This window comes from Actinoplanes teichomyceticus ATCC 31121, assembly GCF_003711105.1.
Classification (GTDB): domain Bacteria; phylum Actinomycetota; class Actinomycetes; order Mycobacteriales; family Micromonosporaceae; genus Actinoplanes; species Actinoplanes teichomyceticus.
The window spans coordinates 6578996-6601634 of record NZ_CP023865.1 but is presented as its reverse complement, the minus strand read 5'-3'; the positions used below and the strand labels follow the sequence as shown (position 1 = coordinate 6601634).

Sequence of the window (22639 nt, the reverse complement as noted above, 5' to 3'; positions counted from 1 at the left end):
CGTGCCCATTTCGAGCTCTCGCCAAGCATGGTGATCGTTGAAGCCCGGGCGGTGGCTCCGGGACTTCCGGCCTACCGGTAACCTCGGGCGTCGGCACCCACATCCCGCGGAGGTCCTGATGGGCAGCGTCGTCGTCATCACCGGCTCGGCCGGTCTGATCGGATCCGAGTCGGTCCGGCACTTCGCCGCGCTCGGCATGGACGTGGTCGGTGTCGACAACGACATGCGGGGCTACTTCTTCGGCGCCGACGGCTCCACCAAGTGGAACCTGGAGCGGCTGACCAGGGAGATCGGCAGCCGCTACACCCACCACTCGCTGGACATCCGGGACCGGGACGGGCTGGACGCGCTCTTCGCCAAGCTGGGGAAGAACATCGGCCTGGTGATCCACGCCGCCGCGCAGCCGAGCCACGACTGGGCGGCCCGCGAGCCGTTCACCGACTTCGACGTGAACGCGGTCGGCACGATCAACATGCTCGAGGCGACCCGCCGGCACGCGATCGACGCGCCGTTCATCTTCACCTCGACCAACAAGGTGTACGGCGACACGCCGAACTCGTTGCCGCTGGTCGAGAAGGAGACCCGCTGGGAGCTGCCGGAGGACCACAAGTGGTACGGCGGCATCGACGAGACGATGACCATCGACAGCAGCCTGCACTCGATCTTCGGGGCCAGCAAGGTCGCCGCCGACGTGATGGTGCAGGAGTACGGCCGCTACTTCGACATGCCGACCGCGGTGTTCCGCGGCGGCACGCTGACCGGTCCCGGTCACTCGGCGGCCGAGCTGCACGGGTTCCTGGCGTACGTGATGCGCTGCGTGATGGAGCAGCGCAAGTACCGGATCTTCGGCTACCAGGGCAAGCAGGTCCGCGACGCGATCCACTCGCACGACCTGGTGGCGGCGTTCGAGGCGTTCCACGCCGCGCCGCGCGTCGCCGAGGTGTACAACATGGGCGGCGGCCGCACCTCGAACTGCAGCGTGCTGGAGGCGTTCGCGCTGGCCTCGGAGATCGCCGGCCGGCCCGCCGACACCGAGTACGTGCCGGAGAACCGGACCGGCGACCACCAGTGGTGGATCAGCAGCACCGCCCGGTTCGAGGAGCACTACCCGGACTGGAAGGTGACGTACGACGTGCCGATGATCCTGCGCGACATGTACGAATCGAACAAGGACGTCTGGAAGGCCTGACGGCCGGTCGGTGACCCATCGGGGTCGCGTGGCTTTTTCCCTATTTTCGGGGAAAGAGCTGCGCGACCCCTTTCGTCATTTCTGGAGCATTTTCGTGCCGGTGCCGCACACGGTGTGCGATGTTGGCCGCGAGCTGAGAGAGTGGCCGTAGAGATTGCTGTGTTTTACCTGAGAGTGCGCGTCTAATAATCACTGAGTAACTAAATTTCGGTATTTTGGGCGTATGTCCTACTTGACGCAGTTGTTGCGCCGGGACTTGCCGGCGTCCATCGTCGTGTTCCTGATCGCCATCCCGCTGTCGCTCGGCATCGCCGCGGCGTCCGGGGCCCCGCTGCTGGCGGGGTTGGTCGCCGCCGTTGTCGGTGGCATCGTGGCGGGCGCCATCGGAGGCGCCCCGCTGCAGGTCAGCGGACCGGCCGCCGGACTTACCGTGATCGTGGCCGGTGCCGTGGCGGACTTCGGGTTCGCCGGCACCGCAGCGATCGTGGCGGTCGCCGGAGTCGTCCAAATCCTGCTCGGTGTGTCCCGCCTGGGACGCGCCGCGCTCGCCCTCTCACCCGCCGTCGTGCACGGCATGCTGGCCGGTATCGGCCTGGTCATCGCACTGAGTCAGGTGCACGTGCTGCTCGGCGGCGCGCCACAGAGCTCGGCCTGGCGGAACCTGCGGGAGCTGCCCGGCCAGATCGTCGAGCACCACGGCGTCTCCACCCTGCTCGGCCTGCTCACCGTCGCGATCCTGCTGCTCTGGCCCCGCTACGTGAAGATCTCGCTGCTGCCGGCCGCCCTGGTGGCGGTGGTCACGGTGACCGCGCTGGCCTGGTTCACCGGCGCCGACGTGACCCGGGTGGACCTGCCCGACGAGCCGCTCGCCGAACTCGTCACGCCGGTCTGGCCGGACGCGCCGCTGCACCAGATCACCGTCGCGGTGTTCACCATCGCCCTGGTCGCCAGCGTGGAGTCGCTGCTGTCCGCGGTGGCCGTGGACCGGATGCACGACGGCCCGCGCGCCCAGCTCAACCGGGAGCTGGTCGCCCAGGGCACCGCGAACACCGTCTCCGGCCTGCTCGGTGGCCTGCCGGTCACCGGCGTGATCGTGCGCAGCTCGACCAACGTCGCGGCCGGCGCGCGCACCCGCGCCTCGGCGATCCTGCACGGCGTCTGGATCGCGGTGTTCGTGCTGCTCTGCGCCGGGCTGCTGGAGACCATCCCGATGGCCGTACTGGCCGCGGTGCTGATCGTGGTCGGGGTGCGGCTGATCAGCCTGGCCCAGATCCGCACCTACGCGCGCCACGGCGAGCTGGCGGCGTATGCGGTCACGGCGCTCGGAGTGGCCGTCATCGACCTGCTCACCGGGGTCGCGCTGGGCATGGCCACCGCCGCGGTGCTGGTGCTCTGGCGGCTCACCCGGTGTGAGATGCGCACCGTGCAGCGCGCGCCCGGCGAATGGCTGGTCACCATCACCGGCACCCTGGCGTTCATCGAGTCGGCCCGGCTCACCCGGGAGCTCGGCGCGGTGCCGCCCGGTGGCGACGTCGACATCGAGCTGCACCTGGACTACCTGGACCACGGGGCGTTCGAGACCATCCGCAACTGGCGGGACGCGTACACCAAGACCGGTGGCCGGGTACGCATCCGCGAGGTGCACGACTCCTGGTTCAGCCGGGCCACCTCCGGCCGGCTCGGCGGCAGCAAGAGCACACCACGCCTGATCGGCTCGTGGTCGCGCTGGCAGGCCACCGACCAGGAGCGCCAGGACGCGATGGCGGCCGGTATCGCCGAGTTCGAGCGCAACGTCGCCCCGCTGGTCCGGCCGCAGCTGGCCGAGCTGGCCCGCGACGGCCAGCGCCCGGAACAGCTCTTCATCACCTGCGCGGACTCCCGGCTGGTGCCCAACCTGATCACCGCCAGCGGGCCGGGCGACCTGTTCTGCGTACGCAACGTCGGCAACCTGGTGCCGCCGCACGCCTCGGCCGGCACGCCCCGGCCGCTGGCCGCCTCCGCGCCGCCGGGAGGCGCGGACGCCTCGGTCGGCGCCGCCATCGAGTACGCGGTCGAGGTGCTCGGCGTCACCACCATCACCATCTGCGGCCACTCCGGCTGCGGCGCGGTCCGCGCCCTGATGTCCGGGGCCGCCGAGCCCGGCTCGGCGCTCGGCGACTGGCTCGCCCTCTCCGGGGTGCGGTTCACCGACCCGGACGACGAGGAGCGCTGCTGCACCGACAACGTGGTGCAGCAGCTCGCCAACCTGCGCACCTACCCGGTGGTGCAGGCCGCGGAGGCGGCCGGCCGGCTGCGGCTGGCCGGGATGTACTTCGACATCGCCGAGGCCCGCATGTACCAGGTGGACCCGGACCTCGGCGTGCACCGCCCGGTGCACGCCGCCTGACCGCTCCGGCGCCCGCCGCGTCCTGCGCGGCGGGCGCCCCCGCTCAGTTGCGGGTGATGGTGAACGTGCTGGTCGGGTTCTCGATGTCCCGGTAGTTGTCGCTCAGCCGCAGGTTGGTGAAGGTCGCCGAGCCGACCGCCGGGCCCTGGCCGGCCTCCGGCATCGGGTTGGCCCAGACGGCGTAACCGCTGCGGGCGTCGTAGGCGTCCCCGCTGCGCCGCGCGCCGGTGATGGTGACGTCGGTGAACACCGTGTCCTTGATCGGGTTCACCGGCTGCCCGCCGATGTACTGCGTCTGGAACATGATCCCGGCGTAGGTCGGGTCGACGATGTCGACGTTGCGGACCCGGATGCCCTGGAACACCTTCGACGCGCTGAACAGCCAGATCGCCGGGAACACCTGCGCGCCCCAGAAGTGGCCGCCGGCCCGGACCACCGAGATGTTGTCGAAGACGGTCGGCGGGCTCGCGCCGAAGCCGTTCATCGGGTACCCGAAGTCCAGCGAGCTGATCGTGATGCCGGAGTAGACCAGCGTGTCGGCGATGTAGATGTTCTTGAAGGTGTTGGCGTACCCGCCGTAGACGGCGATGCCGGCGGCCCGCCAGGTGAGCGTGCTCGTCAGGTTCGAGTAGACGTTGTCGATCTCGTCGGAGCCGCCCGCGTCGATCGCCGAGAACAGCGCGAAGCTGTCGTCGCCGGTGGCCCGGGCGTCGTTGTTGTCGACCAGGTTGCCGGTGCTGCCGTTGGTCATGTTGACGCCGTCGGCGAAGGTGTTCCGGATCCGCGAGTTCCGGATCACCATGCGGTCGGTGTTCGCGCCCCAGTACAGGCACACCACGTGCTCGGCCCAGATGTTGTCGATGGTGATGCCGGAGACGTTCGCGAAGTCGAACACCTTGCCCGGCCCGTCGATCCGGATCGTGTAGTTGCCCCAGAACGAGAAGTCCGCGAACGTCGAGCCGTCGGCGGTCGCGTCGGCGCGGAAGCCGGCGTCGGTCTCGGTCTGGTTCTGCGGCGTGTGGAACCGGGTGTACCAGGGGCCGGCCCCGACCACCCGGATCGACCTGCCGTACACCTGGAACTTGTTCGACGTCTGGTAGTCGCCGGGCGGCAGGTACACCCCGGCCTTGGTGCTGTCCTGGCGCGCGACGTCCAGGGCCCGCTGCACGGCCTGCTGATCGAAACCGGCCGGCACGACGTAGCGGGCGGGGTCCGGGTTGGCGATCTGCGTGACCTGCTCCAGGTTGATGAAGTCGATCGCGATGGGGCCCGGGTTCGCCGCGTCCTTCTGCAGCCGGATCGTGCTGCCGGCCGGGACCGAGCCGGCCAGCATGACGTTCGCCTCGTCGTAGATGTGCCGCGGGCCGGTGCCGGAGTTCTGCGGCGCCGTCTCGTCGCCGTACAACCAGGCGTACTTCGAGGTCAGCGGCAGGGACTTGGCCAGCGACCCGTTGACGTACACGTTCACCGAGCCGGTCGTGCCGTCCGGGATGGAGAAGCGCGCCACCACCGTGTTGGTCGGGTTGCGGGTGGTCCACTGGACGTACGCCCCGGTCTGGTTCAGCGTGACCGCCCGGCGCCCGGACGCCTCGCCGGCCAGGTCGCCGACCGTGCGGTTGGGCCCGACGACCGTCGCGCCCCCGCCGGTGCCGCCGTCCTCGGCCTCGTACATGTCGTACGGCATGTGGGCACCGCGACCGACGAAGAACGGTTTCTCGCCGGTGTTGTTGACCCGCTTGACCGGCAGCTCGTTGGGGTCGTCGGCGACCACCGTGCGGACCGTGTACCGGCCGTCGACCGCGGTCCAGGGGCCCAGGCCGATCGGCGGCGAGGACGCGCCCGGCGCCAGCGTGCCGGTCCACGAGCCGGTGAACGTCCGCACCGTGGCCGAGCCGCTGAGGATGGTCACCGTCACGGTGTGCGCGCCACTGCCGCTGGCCGCGCTGCCCTGGTTGCGCAGCGTCACCGAGAAGCGGACCGGGTCGCCGGCCGACGGGTTGCCCGGCGACCAGGTGACCGCCGACGCGAGCAGGTCGGAGCTGCTGACCGGGGTGACGACCAGGCCCGCCGGGTGGGTGTAGGCGTTGTTGGCCTCGTTGCTCTCGACGATCGAGCCGGCCTCGTCGACCCGGGCGGAGAGCGGGTAGCTGCCCGCGTCCCGGGCGCCGATCGAGGCGGTGACGGTCGCGGAGGCGCCGGCCGCCAGCGCGCCGACCGGGGCGGTGCCGGCTTTCGCCGTACCCAGGTAGAAGGTGACCGAGGAGGCCGCGGACGCGGCCGTGCCCGCGTTGCGGACCGTGGCCGACAGCGTGATCGCGTCGGTCTCGACCGGCGCGGCCGGCGCGACGGACAGGCCGGTCACCGTCAGGTCCGGGTTCGGCGCCGGGGCGCCGATCACCTGGAACTCGGCGACCTGGCCGCTGGGCGCGCCGGTGTTGGCGGTGAAGACCAGCCGGACGTCCGCGGTGGTCGCGGAGACCGGGATGGTCACCGTGTTCCCGGAGGCCGGATCGAAGGTGTACGTCGCGGAGCCCGCGATCGTGGTGAACGCCGAGGCCGACTGCTCGCGGCCGAGCACCGCGACCGTCTGCTGCCGGGTGCCCCAGGCGGACGCCGGGTTGAGCTTGACCACCACCGACGACACGGTGGCGTTCGCGCCCAGCTTCACCGTCAGGTTCGCCGGGTACGCGCTGCCCTCCCAGTACGTCGCGGTGTCGTCGTCGTTGGCGTTGGCCGCCACGAACGTGTGCACCGTCGAGCTGGCCTCGATCGGCTTGCCGACGGCCAGGTTGGTCCCGGTCTGCGGCGCGCCGGCGCGGGTGACCGTGTTGCTGTTCGCCGACACGTTGCCGGCCGCGTCCTTGGCGCGCACGTGATACGCCACGGTCGCCCCGTCCGGCTGGTTGTCGGTGTAGGTCAGCACGTTGCCCGCCACGCTGGTCCGGAGCTGGCCGTTGGCGTAGACGTCGTAGCCGGTCACGCCCACGTTGTCGGTGGACGCGCTCCAGGTCAGCCGGATCTGTCCGCTCGCCGGCTGGGTGTAGGCGAGGTTGCCGGGCGCGCTCGGGGCCTGGCTGTCGCCGCCGGCCGGGCCGTAGAGCTGCAGCTCGGCGAGCTGACCGGCGGGCCAGGCGGTGTTGGCGGTGAAGGTCAGCCGGACGAAGCGGGCGCTGGCCGCGCCGAAGTCGGCGGTCACCGTGTTGCCGGTGGCCGGGTCGAAGGTGTACCCGGCGCTCGCCTCGAGCGTGCTGAAGCTGCTGCCGTCGGTGCTGCCCTGGATCGACAGGGTCTGCGTGCGGGCGCCCCACGCGGCGGCCGGCGGGAGCTTGAGGACGGCCTGGTCGATCCGGGTGGCCGTGCCCAGGTCGACCTGCAGCCACTGCGGGAAGGCGTTGTTGTCGCTCTCCCAGTAGGTGTTGGCGTTGCCGTCGCCGGCGTTCCCGGCCGGATAGACGTCGGTGTGGCTGCTGGCGCTGAAGGTCTTGCCGGCCGCCAGGTCGGGTCCGGCGGCCAGGGCGGGCGGTGCGTGCAGGAGGGCGGCGACCACACTTGCGGCCGCCGCCGCGGCTGTCAGCCTGAATCTGGACATGCGGGAGCGCACCTTTCTTCCGGGGGACGGCGGGCGGCCCGGTGGGGAGCCGCCCGCCGGGACATCAGGAGGCGTAGACCTCGAACTCGGCGAGCTGGCCCGCCGGCCAGCCGGTGTTGCCGGTGAAGGTCAGCCGCAGGTAACGCCGGGTGGACGCGGTCAGCGGCACGGTGACGGTGTTGCCGCTCGCCGGGTCGAACGTGTAGCCGGCGCTGCCCTTCACGGTGGTCCAGGTTGCGTTGTCGGTGCTGCCCAGGACCGACAGCGTCTGGGTACGGGTGGCCCAGGCCGCGGCCGGCGGCAGCTTGAGGACCAGGCGGGCGACCGGCCGGTTCTGGCCCAGATCCACGGTGATCGACTGGGGGAACGCGTGGTTGGTGCTCTCCCAGTAGGTGTTCGCGGTGCCGTCGGTCACGTTCCCCGGCGCGTAGATGTCGGCCTGCCCGGTCGCCGTGGCGGGACGGCCCGCGGCGAGGTTGCCGGTCGGGGGCGTGGTCGTCGGCGCGGTGGTGGGGTTGTTCCACCTCGGCGCCGGCCACGGCCCGCAGTAGGGGTTCGCCGCCTGCCACCCGGAGTTCCCGCCCCCGTCGGTGATCGCCAGGCCGGAGCCGACGCAGTTGTAGACCGGTGGGTTCTGCGCGATCCCGCCGGCCCGCACGTTGGTGAACCGGGCGGTGGCCGGGGCCTGCGCCTGCAACGCGAACGTGCCGGCCCCGGCGATGGTGACGTCGGTCAGGTTGAGCCCGGTGGTCTGGTTGCCGATCCACTGGATCGCGGCGTACGAGCTGTCCAGGATGTCGGTGTCGGTGACGTTGATCGTCGCCCCGGTGATCGCACCCTGATCCGGCCAGAACCACAGCGCGCCGACCCCGAAGTTCCAGTTGTAGTCGGAGTTGCCGGCCCGGATCAGGGTGTTGCGCGCCAGCGTCCACGTGCCGGCCACCGCGGTCGGCCCGGTGACGCCCGGGTACCGGTTGGCCACGTGCAGGCCGCCGCCGTTGGTGACCGTCTCGGCCACCACGTTGTCGCTGATGGTGATGTCCCGGCCGCCGTAGCTGACGATGTTGTTGGCCAGGATCGGCGCGACCACGGTGTTGCGGGTGAACGAGTTGCCCACGTTCGGCGTGTTCTCGGCCCACATCGCCAGAGCGTCGTCGCCGGTGTTGCGCACGAACGTGTTGGTCACCGTGGAGTTGGTGACCCCGGTGTGGAAGTTCACCCCGTCCGCGGTCTGGTCCAGGATCCGGCTGTTGCGGATGGTGAACCGGTCCATCGGGCCGTCCATCCACGCGCCGACCTTGGTGTGCTGCATCCAGACGTTGTCGATCACCGAGTCCGACATCGCCCCGCCGAACGCGTTGACCTGGTCGCTGTCCACCCGCTCCTGGATGTCCCCGATGATCGCGAGGTCCCGGACGGTCACGTTCCGGCTGGGCCCGCCCTGGCCGGTGTACCGGCCGTAGATGCCGGCCGCCAGGTGGCGCTGGGTGGGGTGCCGGCCGCCGAGCACGGTGTGCCACGGTCCGGCGCCGGCCAGGGTGACCCGGTCCACGATCACGTGGCTGTACAGGGTGAAATTGCCCGGCGGGACGTAGACGGTCCGGCCGGAGGCGGCGCCGGCGTCCACCGCGGCCTGGAACCTGGCCGTGGAGTCGGTCGCTCCGGTCGGGTCGGCGCCGTGGTCGGCGACCACGTCGATCGCGCCGGACGGCTTGCCGATCGGCCCCGGGACGTTCTCGAAGTCGGCCAGGTCGATGGTGAAGCTCGGCGACTGCGCGGTCGAGCTCACCTGGATCCGGATCCTCGTGCCGGCCGGGTACGTGGTGCCGAACATCGCCCGGGTCTCGTCGTAGAAGTGGTGCGGCCGGCCGTCGCCGGGATTGTTGGTGAACGGGTAGGAGCCGTAGTACCAGGCGTACCTCGAGGTGACCGGCACCGTCGCGATCAGCGTCGCGCCGGTGCGCAGGTCCAGGCTCGCGGTGCGGCCGTCCGGGACGCTGTACCGGAAGGTCACCGCGTTGGCCGGCTTGGTGAGGGTGAACTCGACGTACTCCCCGGCGGCGTCCAGAGTGACCGCCTCCCGGCCGGACGCCTCCGAGGAGAGCGTGCCGTAGGTGCGGTCGGTGCCGGTGCTGGTGCCGTTGGTGGCCGCTGCCTCGGCCTCGATCTCGGTGAACGGCACGGTGGCGCCGCGCCCGGCGATGTCGAACGGGGACAGCCCGGCGGCCCGCGCCGGGGTCGACTGCCAGATGACGGTGGTGACGGCTGCCGCGAGGACGGCGGCGAGGGTCGCGAGCGGGGCGGTTCGGTTGGCCATGTGTCCCTTCCCTGGTGTGGCCGGCCCCCGTTTCGGTCGGTGTTTCCCTTCCTGCTCGGCGGGCGCCCCGGCGGTGGGACGGCAGGCGCCCTCGTCGGCTAGAGACGCAGCCAGACCGCGGTGTCCCGGGGGAGGAGGTCACCGTCGATCGGGCCGCTGGCGAGCAGGCGGGTCTGGTGCTCCGGCAGGGGGACGGGCGCGCCGGAGAGGTTGAGCACGCAGGCGAAGCCCGGTCCTCGGGTGTACGCGAGGACCTCGGGCGAGGAGTCGAGCCAGGCCATCGCGGGGCCGGTGATGTGGTCACGGCGCAGGCGGATCGCGGTGCGGTACAGCTCCAGCATGGAGGTGGGGTCACCGGTCTGCGCCTGCACGGTGCGGTCCTTCCACTCCGCCGGCTGGGGCAGCCAGGGCGTGGCGGTGGTGAACGCGAACGGCGGCTCGTCGCCGGCCCAGGGCAGCGGCACCCGGCAGCCGTCCCGGGTGTGCCCGCGCCGGGCGTACATCGGATCCTGGATCTGGTCCTCGGCGATGTTCTCGTTCTCCCAGAGACCCAGCTCCTCGCCCTGGTAGACGTAGACCGAGCCGGGCAGTGAGAGCGAGAGCAGGGCGGCGGCCCGGGCCCGGCGGGTGCCCAGCTCCAGATCCACCGGGGTGCCGTCGAGGTTGTTCGCGAAGCTGAACGTGGTGTCGGCGCGGCCGTACCGGGTGACGTGCCGGGTGACGTCGTGGTTGGACAGCACCCAGGTGGGCGGGGCACCGACCCGGGCGTGCGCGTCCACGGTGCGGTCGATGCAGGCCCGCATCCGGTACGGATCCCACGCGCACCCGAGGAAGTCGAAGTTGAACGCCGCGTGCAACTCGTCCGGCCGCAGGTAGTTGGTGAACCGTTCGACGTCGGGCAGCCACACCTCGCCGATCAGTGCCCGCTGCGGGTACTCGTCGGCGATCCGGCGCCAGGACCGGTACACCTCGTGCACGGCGTCCAGGTCGTGGAACGGGTGCGGGGCGCCGTCGCGTACCTCGGGCAGGTCGCGGTCCTTGACCAGCAGCGCGGCCGAGTCGATCCGGATGCCGTCCACCCCGCGGTCGAACCAGAACCGCAGGATGTCCTCGAACTCGGCGCGCACGTGCGGGTGGTCCCAGTTGAGGTCGGGCTGCTGCGGGGTGAACAGGTGCAGGTACCACGCGCCGTCGGGCGCCCGCGACCAGGTCGGGCCGCCGAACTCGCCGGTCCAGGCGGTCGGCATCCGCTCCGCGGGCGCCCGGAACCAGAAGTAGTCGCGTTCCGCCGCGTCCGGGGAGGCCAGCGCGGCCCGGAACCAGGGGTGCTCGGACGAGACGTGGTTCGGCACGATGTCGACGATCATCCGGATCCCGGCGGCGTGCGCCTCGGCGATCAGCGCCTCGGCGTCGGCCAGGGTGCCGAAGACCGGGTCGATGTCGCGGAAGTCGGCGACGTCGTAACCGGCGTCCGCCATCGGCGACGGGTACCACGGGCTCATCCAGATCGCGTCCACCCCGAGGTCGCGCAGGTGGCCCAGGCGGGCGCGGATGCCGTCGAGGTCGCCCACGCCGTCGGCGTCGGAATCCGCGAAACTGCGGGGATACACCTGGTAGATGACCGCGTCGCGCCACCATTGCTGTTCTGCGGACACGAGTACTCGCTTTCTGCGTCGTTGTTTGCGGCGGCGGCGCTCAGCCCTTGAGGCTGCCCGTGGTCAGACCGGACATGATGTTGCGCTGGAAGACCAGGAAGATGATCACGGTGGGGATCGCGGAGATCACCGCGGCGGCGATCACCACGTTCTGCGGGGTGCCGCCGGCGAAGGCGTAGATGCCGACGCTGACCGTCCGGGTCTCCGGGGACGGCATGACCAGCTTCGGCCAGAGGAAGTCCTTCCACACCGCGGTCACCGAGAAGATCGACACCACGCCGAGGATCGGCCGGGACATCGGCAGGATGATCGACCAGAGCGTGCGCAGCGGGGTGGCGCCGTCCACCTGCGCGGCCGCCATCAGCTCCTCCGGGATGGCGTCGAAGAACCGCTTGAGCAGGAAGACGGTGAAGGCGTTGGCGACCAGCGGCAGCCAGATCGCGAACGGCGAGTCGAGCAGGTTCAAGTGCAGCACCGGCAGATCGATCACGGTCACGTACTGCGGGACGATCAGCACCATCGCCGGGATCATCAGGGTGGCCAGCATCGCGCCGAGGATCACGTGGCCGCCGACCGGACGCAGCTTGGACAGCGCGTACGCCGCCGCGGTGTCGAAGACGAGCTGGAACAGCACCGCCCCGAAGGCGTAGTAGAACGTGTTGAACAGCAACTTCGCCAGGTTCAGCTGCTGCCACGCGTCGACGTAGCTGGCCGGGTCCGGATGCTTCGGGTACCACGTCGGCGGGGTCTGCGCGACCTCCTGGCCGGTCTTGAGCGCGCCGGTGACCATCCAGTACAACGGGCCGAGGAACAGCAGCGTGAACGCCACGACGACCAGCGACAGCAGGGTCCAGTAGACGACCCTGCCGCGCCCGCGCCGCAGCTGCGCGTGGGAGATGAGGGTCCGCGAGCCGGATTCGCCAGCCATGGTGTCCGTCCTAGTCCTGTCTCGCGGTGAGCCGCACGTAAACGGCGGAGAAGCCGGCCAGCACCACCAGCATGAGCACGCCGAGCGCGGCGGCGCCGTTGAGGTCGTTCTGGAAGAAGCCGTGCTGATAGATCAGGTACGCCACCGAGGTGGCCGAGTCCTGCGTGCCCGCGCCGTTGGCCAGGATCAGCGGCTCGATGAACAGCTGCATGGTGGCGACGACCTGGAGCATCGCCAGCAGCGCCAGGATCAGCCGGGTCTGCGGGATGGTCACGTGGATGATCCGGCGCCACAGGCCCGCGCCGTCGAGCTCGGCCGCCTCGTACAGCTCGCCGGGGATGTTCTGCAGGGCGGCCAGGTAGATCAGCACCGCGCTGCCCATGTTCATCCAGGTGGAGGCGAGCACCATCGCCGGGATGGTCATCGCCGGTGACTGCATCCACTGCGAGGTGGGCAGGTGCAGCGCGCTCAGGACCGCGTTGAAGAGGCCGGCGTCGCTCGGGTCGTACGCGTAGAACTTGAACAGGAACAGCGCGGAGGCCGGCGGCAGCATCACCGGCAGGTAGACCAGGGCCCGCAGGTAGCCCTGCGCGTGCCGGAACTCGTTGAGCAGGATCGCCACGAGGAACGGGACCACGTAGCCCGCGACGAGCGCGACGACGGTGAACAGCAGGGTGTTGCGCCAGGCCGTCCAGAAGCTCGGGTCGGCGATGATCCGGCTGTAGTTGTCCCAGCCCACCCACGTGGTCTGGCCACGGCGGGTGCGCTGGAAACTCATCACCACACCGCGGATCATCGGGTACCACATGAACAGGGCGAAGCAGAGGACCGCGCCGATCAGGAAGGCGTGCCCGGTGAGGTTGTCGCGGACCTTGCGGCCCCGCCGCGTCGCGCGCGGCGGCGGAGGGACCCGCGGCGGGGCCGGGGCGGGGGCGGTGACGATCGCCAAGGAATGCTCCTGACTGTCGTACGGGACGGGGGCCGGGCCGCCGGCCCCCGCCCGTGGGCTCAGCTACCGGACGCCAGGAGCTGGTTGACCTTCTTCTCGGCGGTCGCCAGCAGCGCGCCGATGTCGGCCTTCGGGTCGGTCAGCACACCCGACATCGCCGCGTCGAGCACCGCGTAGATCGCCTGCGCGTTGCGCGGCTCGCCCTTGATCGGCAGCTGGTTGGCCTCGAAGAGCGCGAAGTTCTCGACCGGCACGTTCGCGTTGGCCTTGCGCAACTCGATCTCCTGCCGCTGCGCCTGGCTGCCGGGCGCGAACAGCAGCGGCTGGGGCAGGCCGACCGGGTAGTTCTGCGGCTTGGCCCGGACGTAGTCGAACTGGCCCTTGCCGACCGTCAGCTTCTCGTAGGCGATCCACTTCAGGCCGGCCCGGACCTGCTCCGGGGTGAGGTCCTTCTTGAAGAAGTAACCTTCGCCGCCGCCCAGCGTGGCCTTGGCCGGGCCGTCCTGACCGGGCAGCGGGGCCACCGCCCAGTCCTGGTACCTGCCCTTGAACTGGCTGACGATCGCCTGGGTGGTGTCCGGCGCGCCGATGAACATGCCGACCTTGCCGGCGGCGGCGCTGGTCAGCAGGTCACCCCACTGCAACAGCTGGCGGCTGCCCATGCTGTCGTCGGTGTACCGCATGTCCTTGAGGTTCTGCAGGACCTGCCGGCCCATCGGGTTGTTGAAGTCGGCCCGCCTGCCGTCCTCGGTCAGCACCTGGCCGCCCTGCGAGTAGAGCTCGGCGGTGAAGTGCCAGCCGCCGGTGTTGCCGGCGCTGTACTCCGCGTAGCCGGCGACCCCCGGGCCGGCAGCGGCGATCTTCTTCGCCGCGGTGCGGACCTCGGCCCAGGTCTTCGGCGGCCGGTCCGCGTCGAGGCCGGCCTTCGCGAACAGCGTCCTGTTGTAGACCAGGCCCATCGAGTAGTTCTTCACCGGGATGCCGTAGACCTTCCCGCCGTCGGTGAAGACCTCTTTGAGCGCCGGGTCGATGCTGTCCCAGGTGGGCACGTTCTCCGTGGTCGCGTAGGGGGTGATGTCCATCGCCCGGCCGGAGTCGAGCACCTGCTGCAGGTCGGTCATGTAGCCGTAGAAGACGTCGGTCATGGTGCCGCCGGCGAGGCGGGCGGTGAAGTCCGGCGGGTTGTTGCACTGCTGGCCGACGCTGACGCTCTTGATCGTGATGTCGGGGTTCTCCCGCTGGAACGCCGCGACGTCGGAGTTCCAGTTCTTCAGCAGGTCCTTCTCGGCGCCGACCGGCTGGCAGTCGACCGTGATGGTGACCTTGCCGCCGGCGTCGGCCCCCGGGTCGTCGCTCTTGGTGGAGCAGGCCGCGAGGCTGAGCCCCAGCCCGGCCGCGAGCGCGACCGCCGCGACCTTCCGGTATTGCGGTACGGACATCTGTCCTTCCCTTCGGGAACGGTTCTCCAAGGCCTTCGCCGATCCGGGTATTCGTCACCGGTCCGTCGCCGGCGGTGCTCGGCATGGGGTCGCAGAGCCTCCGCGCGGTGACCGGCTCTGTGAGTGGAGTCACCGTATCGAGCGCGACCCATATGCGCAAGGTTGCGATCGTTCTTTGAAAAGACGCGACTTCAGTACGGCAGATCTCGACAGGCAAGCGATTCGTACGGGTTCGCCGTTCTTCACCCGTTCCGTGGGCACGAAAAAACGGCCGCCGACCGCGGGCGCGGTCGACGGCCGTTTCCGGGCCGGTTATCGGGGCGCGGGCCCGGTCGATCCCCGGACCACCAGCTCCGGCTCGAAGAGCAGCTCGTCGCGCAGCACTCCGGCCTCCTCGATCTGGCTGACCAGCAGGTCCACCGCCGCCTGGCCCATCGTCTCGATCGGCTGCCGGACCGTGGTCAGCGGCGGGTCGGTGCAGGTCATGAACGCCGAGTCGTCGAAGCCGACCACCGACACGTCGCCCGGCACGGCGCGGCCCAGCCGGCGCGCGGCGCGGATCGCACCCAGCGCCAGCACGTCGCTGGCGCAGATGATGCCGGTCGTGCCGCGCTCGATCAGCTTGCTCGCGGCCACCCGGGCGCCCTCCATGGAGAAGCTGGAGCGCTCCACCAGCGCGTCGTCGGACCAGCCCGCGGCCTGGATCATCGCGGTCAGCTTGCGGCGCGACGGGATGTGCCCCTCCGGGCCGAGCACCATGCCGATCCGCTCGTGGCCGAGCGAGCGCAGATGACCGTACGCCTGCTCGACGGCGACCGCGTCGTCCGTCGAGACCCGGGGAAAGCCCAGCTCGTCGACGCCGGCGTTGACCAGCACCACGGGCAGGCCGCGGTCGGTGAGCCGGCGGTAGTGCTCGTGCGAGGCGTCGGCCAGCGCGTACGCCCCGCCGGCGAAGATCACCCCGGACACCTGGTGGTCGAGCAGCATCTCGACATAGTCCGACTCGGGGACGCCGCCGATGGTCCGGGCGCACAGCGCCGGGGTGAAGCCGCGCTGGGCCAGCGAGGCGGTCACCACCTCGGCGAGCGCCGGGAAGATCGGGTTCTGCAGCTCGGGGAGCACCAGACCGACCAGCCGGCCGCGCTCGCCGCGGAGCTTGGTCGGGCGCTCGTAGCCCAGCACGTCGAGGGCGGTGAGCACCGAGGCGCGGGTGGCCTCGGAGACCCCGCTGCGCCCGTTGAGCACCCGGCTGACGGTCGCCTCACTGACCCCGGCCTTCTTCGCCACCTCGGCAAGTCGTTTGGTCACGGTGGAAGCGTACGTCAGGCTTGTGCAAAAACCGAACTGCAATATGCGGTACGGACTGGAAGCGATGACAGTATTTGCTGATCGATGCCGCGGCGCCGATACCGGCTCCGGCCGTCCGCGCGGTCCGTGGCCAGCCGGTCCGCGGCGCCCGCCGGCACGGCGCCGCGGCGGAGCGAGATCAGGCAAAACGCCCCGCGACCGGTGGAGCGGGTGGGATGTTGGGAGCTACCGGTAAGAAGGGGCGCGGCGCGACATGACCGACTGGGAGCAGAACGACGGCTGGTCGCCCGGCGGCGGGCAGGACGACCGGTCGGCGCAGGAGCGGCAGCGCGACTCGGTGCACCGGCTGGCCAACGTCAGCAACGACATGGCCACCGCCACCCAGGCCGCGGTCCGCGCCGCGGAGACCGCGGTGCAGGTGATCCAGCGGCTGGAGGCGAGCAGCACCGAGATCGGCAAGGTCGTCCAGCTGATCGCCACCATCGCCAAGCAGACCAACCTGCTGGCGCTCAACGCCACCATCGAGGCGGCCCGGGCCGGCGAGGCGGGCCGCGGCTTCGCCGTGGTGGCCAGCGAGGTCAAGGACCTGGCGAACGAGACCGCCACCGCGACCAACGAGATCGGCGCCCAGGTCGGCGGCATCCGCACCGACACGCAGAACGCGGTCGAGGCGATCGAGGAGATGCAGGGGCTGATCGAGGAGCTCGACCGCTGCCAGAAGGTGATCAGCGGGATCGTGGTGGAGCAGCAGGCCGGCTGAGGAAGACTGTCCGGCATGGCTGGCAAGAAAGCATCCCGCGCGAAGGCGTGCCCGTGCGGGTCGGCGGCGTACGCGCAATGTTGCGGACCCCTGCACGGCGGCGTCCCGGCGCCGGACCCGGAAGCCCTGATGCGGTCGCGCTTCAGCGCGTACGCCCTGGACCGCTCCGACTACCTGCTGGCCACCTGGCACCCGCGGACCCGCCCCGCCGAGATCACGAGTGATCCCGGCCTGCGCTGGGTACGCCTGGAGGTGCTGGAGCGCACCGGTGGCGGTCTCTTCGACGCCGAGGGTACCGTCGCGTTTCGCGCGCACTACCGGGACGGCGGCACGCCGGGCGTGCTGGACGAGCTCAGCAGATTCGTCCGGCACGACGGCCGTTGGGTGTACTGGGGGCCCTCTGAGCCGGTGTGATCTCCTGTGCCGGGAGCGACGCGACGAAGCGACGCAGGGAGTGGGTGGTCACCAATGTCGGCACAGCGGCCGTTGGAGGACGGCATCGTCCGGGACTTCAAGGTCAATCTCTCCTACGGCGAGTACCTGCGCCTGGACGACATCCTCGGCGCTCAGCACCCGGTGAGCGTCCCCGAGCACCACGACGAGCTCCTTTTCATCCTGCAGCACCAGACATCCGAGCTGTGGCTGAAACTGGTCATCCACGAGCTCCGTGCGGTGCTGCACCATCTGGCCAAGGACGAGCTCAAACCCGCGCTCAAGGGGCTGGCCCGGGTCAAGCACATCCAGCGCACCCTGACCGAGCAGTGGTCGGTGCTGGCCACCCTCACCCCGACCGAGTACGCGCAGTTCCGCAGCTTCCTGGGCACCTCGTCGGGATTCCAGTCGTACCAGTACCGCGCGGTCGAGTTCCTGCTCGGCAACAAGGACCGCCGGATGCTGCAGATCTTCGACGACCAGCCGGCCGCCCGCCGGCTGCTCGAGGAACTGCTCGGCACGCCGAGCGTCTACGACGAGTTCCTGCACTACCTGGCCCGCCGCGGGCATCCGGTGCCGGCCGACGTCCTGCAGCGCGACATCACCGAGGCGTACGAGTACCACCCGGAACTGGTCGGCGTCTTCCAGGCCATCTACGAGCAGGCCGAGCAGCACTGGGAGGCCTACGAGGCGTGTGAGGAGCTGGTGGACCTGGAGGAGAACTTCCAGCTCTGGCGGTTCCGGCACCTCAAGACCGTGGAACGGACCATCGGCTTCAAGCGCGGCACCGGCGGCTCCAGCGGGGTCGGCTTCCTCAAGGCGGCTCTCGATCTGACATTCTTCCCCGAGCTGTACGCCGTACGCACCGAGATCGGAGTCCCCCGTTGAGCGACGCGCTCCTGGCCCGCGCCACCGACCTGGACGCGGCCGACCCGCTGGCGCCGTTCCGTGCCCGGTTCGTGCCCACCTCGGCGGTCTCCTACCTGGACGGCAACTCGCTGGGCCGCCCGCTGCGCTCGACCGCCGAGCTGATCGACGACTTCGTCCGCGGCCAGTGGGGCGGCCGGCTGATCCGCGGCTGGACCGACGGCTGGCTGGACTGGCCGCTCACCCTCGGCGACCGGCTCGGCGCGGTCGCGCTCGGTGCGGCGGCCGGCCAGACGGTGGTCGCCGACTCCACCACGGTGCTGCTCTACAAACTGGCCCGGGCCGCCGTCGACGCCCGCCCGGACCGGCGCAAGGTGGTCCTGGACACCGACAACTTCCCCACCGACCGGTACGTCCTGGAGGGCATCGCCGCCGAACGCGGCCTCACCCTGGTGTGGATCGAGACCGACCCGGTCACCGGCGTGCACCCGGAGCAGGTCGCCGCGGCGGTCGACTCCGACACCGCGCTGGTGCTGTTCTCGCACGTGGCGTATCGCTCCGGCTGGCTAGCCGACGTGCCCGAGATCAACCGGATCGCGCACGCCGCCGGGGCGCTGACCCTGTGGGACCTGTGCCACTCGGTCGGCTCGGTGCCGATCCGGCTCGACGAGTGGGGCGTGGACCTGGCCGTCGGATGCTCGTACAAGTATCTCAACGGCGGGCCCGGCGCGCCGGCGTTCGCGTACCTGCGCCGCGAGCTGCAGGGCGAGCTGCGCCAGCCGATCCAGGGCTGGATGGGGCACCGGGCCGCGTTCGAGATGGGCCCCGGCTACGAGGCGGCCCCCGGCGCGCGGGCGCTGCTCAGCGGCACCCCGCCGATCCTGGCGATGGTGCCCATGCACGCCAATCTGGACATGCTCGCCGAGGCCGGGATCGAGGCGGTGCGCGCCAAGTCGCTGCTGCTCACCGACTTCGTGCTGGACCTCGCCGACGAGTGGCTGGCGCCCCTGGGCGTCGAGGTGGTCAGCCCGCGGGAACCGCGCCGGCGCGGCGGGCACGTGACGCTGCGCCGGGCCGGTTTCGAGCAGCTGCTGGAGCCGCTGTGGGACAGCGGGGTGATCCCGGACTACCGCCGCCCGGACGGTCTGCGCATCGGCCCGGCGCCGCTGAGCACCAGCTTCACCGAGGTCTACCGGGGTCTCGCCGTCCTCCGTGACCTCGCCGGGAAGCAGCCGTGACGACCCCGCCCGCCACACCGCGCCCGCCGGTCGGGGAGTCCGCCCCACCGCGCTCGCCGGTCGGGGAGTCCGCCGCATCGTGCTCGCCGGTCGGGGAGTCCGCCGCATCGTGCTCGCCGGTCGGGGAGTCCGCCGCGTCGTCCCCGGCGGAGGCCGGCGGCGAAGCGGACCCGCGGGCCTGTGCGAGCTCCTCGCCGGAGGCCGGGGCGGATGGTCTGCCGCCGCGTTCCTGCGGCGGTGCGGGCTGCGGGGGAGAGACCTGCTTCGCCCGTACGGCCCGGACCCCGCGCGACGGCGAACCCCGTCCGACCGTCACCGAGGTGCCCGACCCGCGCACGGACCGGCGGATCGGCTGGCTGCGGGCCGACTCGATCTGGTGGGGCGGCCGGCTCCGCACCGGCGTGGCCCTCCGGATCGGCGTGGACGGCCTGGCCAAACCGGTTCCGGCGGAGATGGCCCCGGCGGATGGCACCCGCCGCTTCCCGGGCACGCTGCTGCCCGGCCTGGTCGACGCGCACGTGCACGCGGCGCTGGCCGACCTGGGCGCGGTCCGGGCCGGCGGGATCGCCGCGGTGTGGGATCTCGGGGGTGTGCCGCAGGCCCTGGCCGAGCTGGCGGCCCGAGCCGCGCAGCCCGATTCGCGGCTGCCCCGGATCCGGTACGCGGGTCCGTTCCTGACCAGCCCGGGCGGTTACCCCAGCGACCGCCCGTGGGCGCCGGCCGGCAGCTGGCGGGAGGTCACCTCGGCGGCCGGCGCCGCCGCCGCGGTGGCCGCCGCACGGTCCGCCGGCGCCTCCCTGATCAAGGTGACCGCGCACGCCGGCAGCCCGATGCTGCCGCAGCCGACGCTGCGTGCGCTGGTCGACGCGGCGCACGCCGCCGGCCTGCCGGTGGTCGTGCACGCCGAGGGCACCGGCACCGTGGCCGCGGCCTTCGAGGCCGGAGCCGACCTGCTGGCGCACACCCCGTGGACGGAACCGCTGCCGGATGCCCTGGTCCGCGCGTGCGCCGGCCGGATGACCTGGATCAGCACCCTGGACATTCACGGCTGGGGCGAGCCGGACCCGGCCCGCGACGTCGCGATCGGCAACCTGCGCCGCTTCATCGGCCACGGCGGGAAGGTCCGCTACGGCACCGATCTGGGCAACGGCCCGCTGCCGCCCGGCGTCAACCCGCGCGAGCTGCGGGCCTTGCGCTCGGCGGGCCTGGGCCCGGACGAGATCCTGCTGGCCATGACCGAGCCCGGCAGCCCCGGGATCACCTGGATCCCGGGCGGCCTGGAGCTGTCCCCGGACGCCTTCGCCGACGTGCTCGCCACCGCCCGCGTGGTGGACGAGACGGTCCACCCCCGCCGGCCCTGACCGGGATCGTCATCTCGCGCGCCCGCGCCGCGCCTCACGGGTCACGTCGGGGCGTGCGAGGGAGCGCGCCGCGTCCCCGCGTGGGGCGCGCACCGCGCCGCGTCCCCGCATGAGGTGCGCACCGCGCCGCGTCCCCGCGTGGGGCGCGCGGCCCGCGCCGCGGGCCTGGGGCGGCGGGAGATCGCCTGCCGCCCCCCGCTCGCGCGGACCGGTGTGCCGGTGACCGCGGGTGGCTCAGAGGGTGACCGAACGGCCGGTGGTGGCGCTGACCCGGGCGGCGTCCAGCACCTCCATGGCGCGGACGGTGTCCCACGGGTCCACCGGGAGCGGGCCGTTGCCGAGGACGGCGTCGGCGAACGCGGGGTAGAACGAGTCCCAGCGGCCGCGGCAGCTCTCCACCGGCGCGCCGGTGGCGCCGCGGAACAGGTGGCCCCAGCGGTGCTCGGGTTCGATGCCCCAGCGCTCGCCCAGCTGGGCCGGGGTCTTGCCGGCCTTGAGCAGCTCCTCCTGGCCGTCGAGCTCGGGCGAGATGAACGTGCCGGCGGTGCCGCTGACGCGGAAACGCGGGCCCGGCCCGGCCTGCCGCCAGCTGCCCCACAGGTGCGACTCGACGCCGCTGAGGTGGTGCATGGCGAGGAAGAAGTCGTCGTCGAGCTCGCCGTCGCCGCGCATCTCGGCGTAGACGCGCTGCGCCGGGCCGTGCAGCTGCAGCGCCTGGTCGACCAGGTGGGCGCCGAAGTCCAGCAGGGTGCCGCCGCCGGCCGCGGGCGGCAGCCGGTCCGGCGCCCAGCGCTCGATGCGCGACTCGAAGCGGCGGATCGTGCCGAGCGAGCCGTTCCCGACCAGCTTGCCGATGGTCAGGAAGTCGGAGTCCCAGCGCCGGTTCTGGTAGACGGTCAGCGGGACGCCGGCCGCCTCGGCGGTCCTGACCAGTTCCCGGGCGGTCGGGGCGTCCAGCGTGAACGGCTTGTCGACGACCACGGCCAGGCCCAGCCGGATGGCCTCGCGAGCCAGGTCGGCGTGCGTGGACGCGGGGGTGGAGATGGCGACCGCCCGCACCCCGTCGGCGGCGAGCGCGGCGATCGAGTCGTAGCTCGCGACGCCGGGAAGCCGCTCCGCAAGGAGTTTGCGGCGCTCCTGGGAGGTGGTGACCACGCCGACGAACTCGATGTTCGGAGCGGACGAGATCAGCGGGGCGTGGAAGTTCCGTCCGCCGCCGCCGTATCCCACCAGCCCGAACCGCACCTGCTCGATCATGCCGGAAGTTTTTCACATCGATTGCGGCTCTGTTGCGGGTGCACCCGGTCGTCGCTTGTGATGACGACCGCATGACGCCGAGTCACCGATTGTGGTATCAGCGGCGCAGCCCGAGCGCGGCGCGCACCAGCAGACCGGCCGGGCGCAGCACCTCGTCGCGCGCCCAGCGGCCGGCGGCGCCGACGCCGCGCACCAGCGCGCCGAACGTGTGCCGCCAGACGGCGGCGAGCGCCAGACCGGCCGGCCGTAGCAGGTGGCGGTGGACGACCCGGGACGCCCAGACGAGGGCCGTGCCGCCGGGGAGGAGGACCCAGCGGTGGACGGCGCGTACCGCCCCGGCGACGGCGCGGCCGGTCGGCCGCAGGATCGCCCGGTACGCCGCCCGCAGCGACCATCCGATCGCGTGTCCCAGCGGGGTCAGGATCCACCGGTACGACACGTGCAGCGCCCAGCCGATCGCCGCGACGAGCGGCGTCAGCAGCCACCGGTACACCGCCTGTCCGACCGGCCGCAGCACCCACCGGCCGAGGAACACCAGCACCGCCACGACCACCGTCCCGACCGGCCGCAGCAGCAGGCGCAGCAGCATCCGCAGCACCCAGGCGGCCGCGGCGAGCAGCGCCCCGCCGAGCCAGCGCAGCGCGTGCCGCAGCGGGAAGACCACCCACTGCAGGACCTGCCGGAGCAGCCAGAGCAGCGGCGCGATCACGAAGGTCCGCAGCAGCCAGCCCAGCGCCCGGCCGACCGGCACGAGCACGTGCCGGCCGACCGCGCCGGCGGCCGTCCACAACAGTTGGACGGGCAGCACCACGACCAGCGCGACGGCCCGGATCGGCCAGGTGACCCAGGCCGGCGCCGCGGGGGCGGGCGGCTCCGGCCGATGTGGTGTGGTCAACGCGCGCTCCTTGCTCACAAGGGCCTCACGGTACTGGAGCGGATCACCAGAAAAGCAGGTGGAGCCCCC

General features: G+C 71.7%; 16 protein-coding genes. 7 read left to right on the top strand and 9 right to left on the bottom strand.

What is annotated here, in order from left to right; all coding sequences use genetic code 11:
• Positions 1–118: 118 nt before the first annotated feature.
• Positions 119–1189 (top strand): NAD-dependent epimerase/dehydratase family protein, encoded by a 1071-nt coding sequence (locus ACTEI_RS28960; protein ID WP_122980548.1) that lies wholly within the window; start codon positions 119–121, stop codon positions 1187–1189.
• 223 nt (positions 1190–1412) lie between these two features.
• Complete coding sequence (locus ACTEI_RS28955) at positions 1413–3575, top strand: bifunctional SulP family inorganic anion transporter/carbonic anhydrase (RefSeq protein WP_122980547.1); 2163 nt, start codon at positions 1413–1415, stop codon at positions 3573–3575.
• A gap of 43 nt (positions 3576–3618) precedes the next feature.
• Here ACTEI_RS28955 and ACTEI_RS28950 read toward each other — a convergent pair whose 3' ends face one another.
• The 7 genes from ACTEI_RS28950 to ACTEI_RS28920 form a co-directional block, all read right to left on the bottom strand.
• Positions 3619–7164 (bottom strand): discoidin domain-containing protein, encoded by a 3546-nt coding sequence (locus tag ACTEI_RS28950; RefSeq protein WP_122980546.1) that lies wholly within the window; start codon positions 7162–7164, stop codon positions 3619–3621.
• A 64-nt stretch (positions 7165–7228) separates the two neighbouring features.
• A complete protein-coding gene (locus ACTEI_RS28945; protein WP_122980545.1) occupies positions 7229–9481 on the bottom strand; it encodes a galactose-binding domain-containing protein in 2253 nt (750 codons plus the stop codon).
• Between the two features lie 98 nt (positions 9482–9579).
• Positions 9580–11136, bottom strand: a complete 1557-nt coding sequence (locus ACTEI_RS28940) for a glycoside hydrolase family 13 protein (RefSeq protein ID WP_122980544.1) — start codon at positions 11134–11136, stop codon at positions 9580–9582.
• Between the two features lie 40 nt (positions 11137–11176).
• Positions 11177–12064, bottom strand: coding sequence for a carbohydrate ABC transporter permease (locus tag ACTEI_RS28935; protein ID WP_122980543.1), 888 nt, complete (start codon positions 12062–12064; stop codon positions 11177–11179).
• Between the two features lie 10 nt (positions 12065–12074).
• Positions 12075–13013 carry a carbohydrate ABC transporter permease gene (locus ACTEI_RS28930; protein WP_122980542.1) on the bottom strand — a complete coding sequence of 313 codons (939 nt, stop codon included), beginning with the start codon at positions 13011–13013 and terminating at the stop codon, positions 12075–12077.
• A 59-nt stretch (positions 13014–13072) separates the two neighbouring features.
• Complete coding sequence (locus tag ACTEI_RS28925; RefSeq protein WP_122980541.1) at positions 13073–14452, bottom strand: ABC transporter substrate-binding protein; 1380 nt, start codon at positions 14450–14452, stop codon at positions 13073–13075.
• Positions 14453–14764: 312 nt separating this feature from the next.
• Positions 14765–15760, bottom strand: a complete 996-nt coding sequence (locus tag ACTEI_RS28920) for a LacI family DNA-binding transcriptional regulator (protein ID WP_122980540.1) — start codon at positions 15758–15760, stop codon at positions 14765–14767.
• A 253-nt stretch (positions 15761–16013) separates the two neighbouring features.
• On the opposite strand from ACTEI_RS28920, the gene ACTEI_RS39080 reads away from it, so the two are divergent.
• The 5 genes from ACTEI_RS39080 to ACTEI_RS28895 all read left to right on the top strand — a co-directional run bounded on the left by ACTEI_RS39080 (position 16014) and on the right by ACTEI_RS28895 (position 20418).
• On the top strand, positions 16014–16520 hold the full coding sequence (locus ACTEI_RS39080) for a methyl-accepting chemotaxis protein (RefSeq protein WP_122980539.1): 507 nt from the start codon (positions 16014–16016) through the stop codon (positions 16518–16520).
• 15 nt (positions 16521–16535) lie between these two features.
• Complete coding sequence (locus ACTEI_RS28910; protein ID WP_122980538.1) at positions 16536–16934, top strand: YchJ family protein; 399 nt, start codon at positions 16536–16538, stop codon at positions 16932–16934.
• 54 nt (positions 16935–16988) lie between these two features.
• Positions 16989–17840, top strand: coding sequence for a tryptophan 2,3-dioxygenase (gene kynA, locus ACTEI_RS28905; protein ID WP_122980537.1), 852 nt, complete (start codon positions 16989–16991; stop codon positions 17838–17840).
• Positions 17837–19057: a kynureninase gene (kynU, locus tag ACTEI_RS28900; RefSeq protein WP_122980536.1), complete on the top strand. Its 1221-nt coding sequence runs from the start codon at positions 17837–17839 to the stop codon at positions 19055–19057. The genes kynA and kynU overlap by 4 nt, the downstream gene beginning before the upstream one ends.
• Before the next feature lie 320 nt (positions 19058–19377).
• Positions 19378–20418, top strand: coding sequence for an amidohydrolase family protein (locus ACTEI_RS28895; protein ID WP_239082066.1), 1041 nt, complete (start codon positions 19378–19380; stop codon positions 20416–20418).
• Between the two features lie 234 nt (positions 20419–20652).
• Here the strand turns inward: ACTEI_RS28895 and ACTEI_RS28890 are convergent, their stop codons facing one another.
• Together ACTEI_RS28890 and ACTEI_RS28885 are read right to left on the bottom strand one after the other, a co-directional pair.
• Entirely contained in the window at positions 20653–21675 is a 1023-nt protein-coding gene (locus tag ACTEI_RS28890) for a Gfo/Idh/MocA family oxidoreductase (RefSeq protein WP_122980535.1), read from the bottom strand.
• Between the two features lie 97 nt (positions 21676–21772).
• Positions 21773–22570 carry a hypothetical protein gene (locus ACTEI_RS28885; protein WP_145830989.1) on the bottom strand — a complete coding sequence of 266 codons (798 nt, stop codon included), beginning with the start codon at positions 22568–22570 and terminating at the stop codon, positions 21773–21775.
• Positions 22571–22639: the final 69 nt, after the last annotated feature.

Coding starts and splice junctions, on each gene's coding strand:
- ACTEI_RS28960 (WP_122980548.1), top strand. CDS start 119: ATGGGCAGCGTCGTCGTCATCACCGGCTCGGCCGGTCTGATCGGATCC.
- ACTEI_RS28955 (WP_122980547.1), top strand. CDS start 1,413: ATGTCCTACTTGACGCAGTTGTTGCGCCGGGACTTGCCGGCGTCCATC.
- ACTEI_RS28950 (WP_122980546.1), bottom strand. CDS start 7,164: ATGTCCAGATTCAGGCTGACAGCCGCGGCGGCGGCCGCAAGTGTGGTC.
- ACTEI_RS28945 (WP_122980545.1), bottom strand. CDS start 9,481: ATGGCCAACCGAACCGCCCCGCTCGCGACCCTCGCCGCCGTCCTCGCG.
- ACTEI_RS28935 (WP_122980543.1), bottom strand. CDS start 12,064: ATGGCTGGCGAATCCGGCTCGCGGACCCTCATCTCCCACGCGCAGCTG.
- ACTEI_RS28925 (WP_122980541.1), bottom strand. CDS start 14,452: ATGTCCGTACCGCAATACCGGAAGGTCGCGGCGGTCGCGCTCGCGGCC.
- ACTEI_RS39080 (WP_122980539.1), top strand. CDS start 16,014: ATGACCGACTGGGAGCAGAACGACGGCTGGTCGCCCGGCGGCGGGCAG.
- ACTEI_RS28910 (WP_122980538.1), top strand. CDS start 16,536: ATGGCTGGCAAGAAAGCATCCCGCGCGAAGGCGTGCCCGTGCGGGTCG.
- kynA (WP_122980537.1), top strand. CDS start 16,989: ATGTCGGCACAGCGGCCGTTGGAGGACGGCATCGTCCGGGACTTCAAG.
- ACTEI_RS28890 (WP_122980535.1), bottom strand. CDS start 21,675: ATGATCGAGCAGGTGCGGTTCGGGCTGGTGGGATACGGCGGCGGCGGA.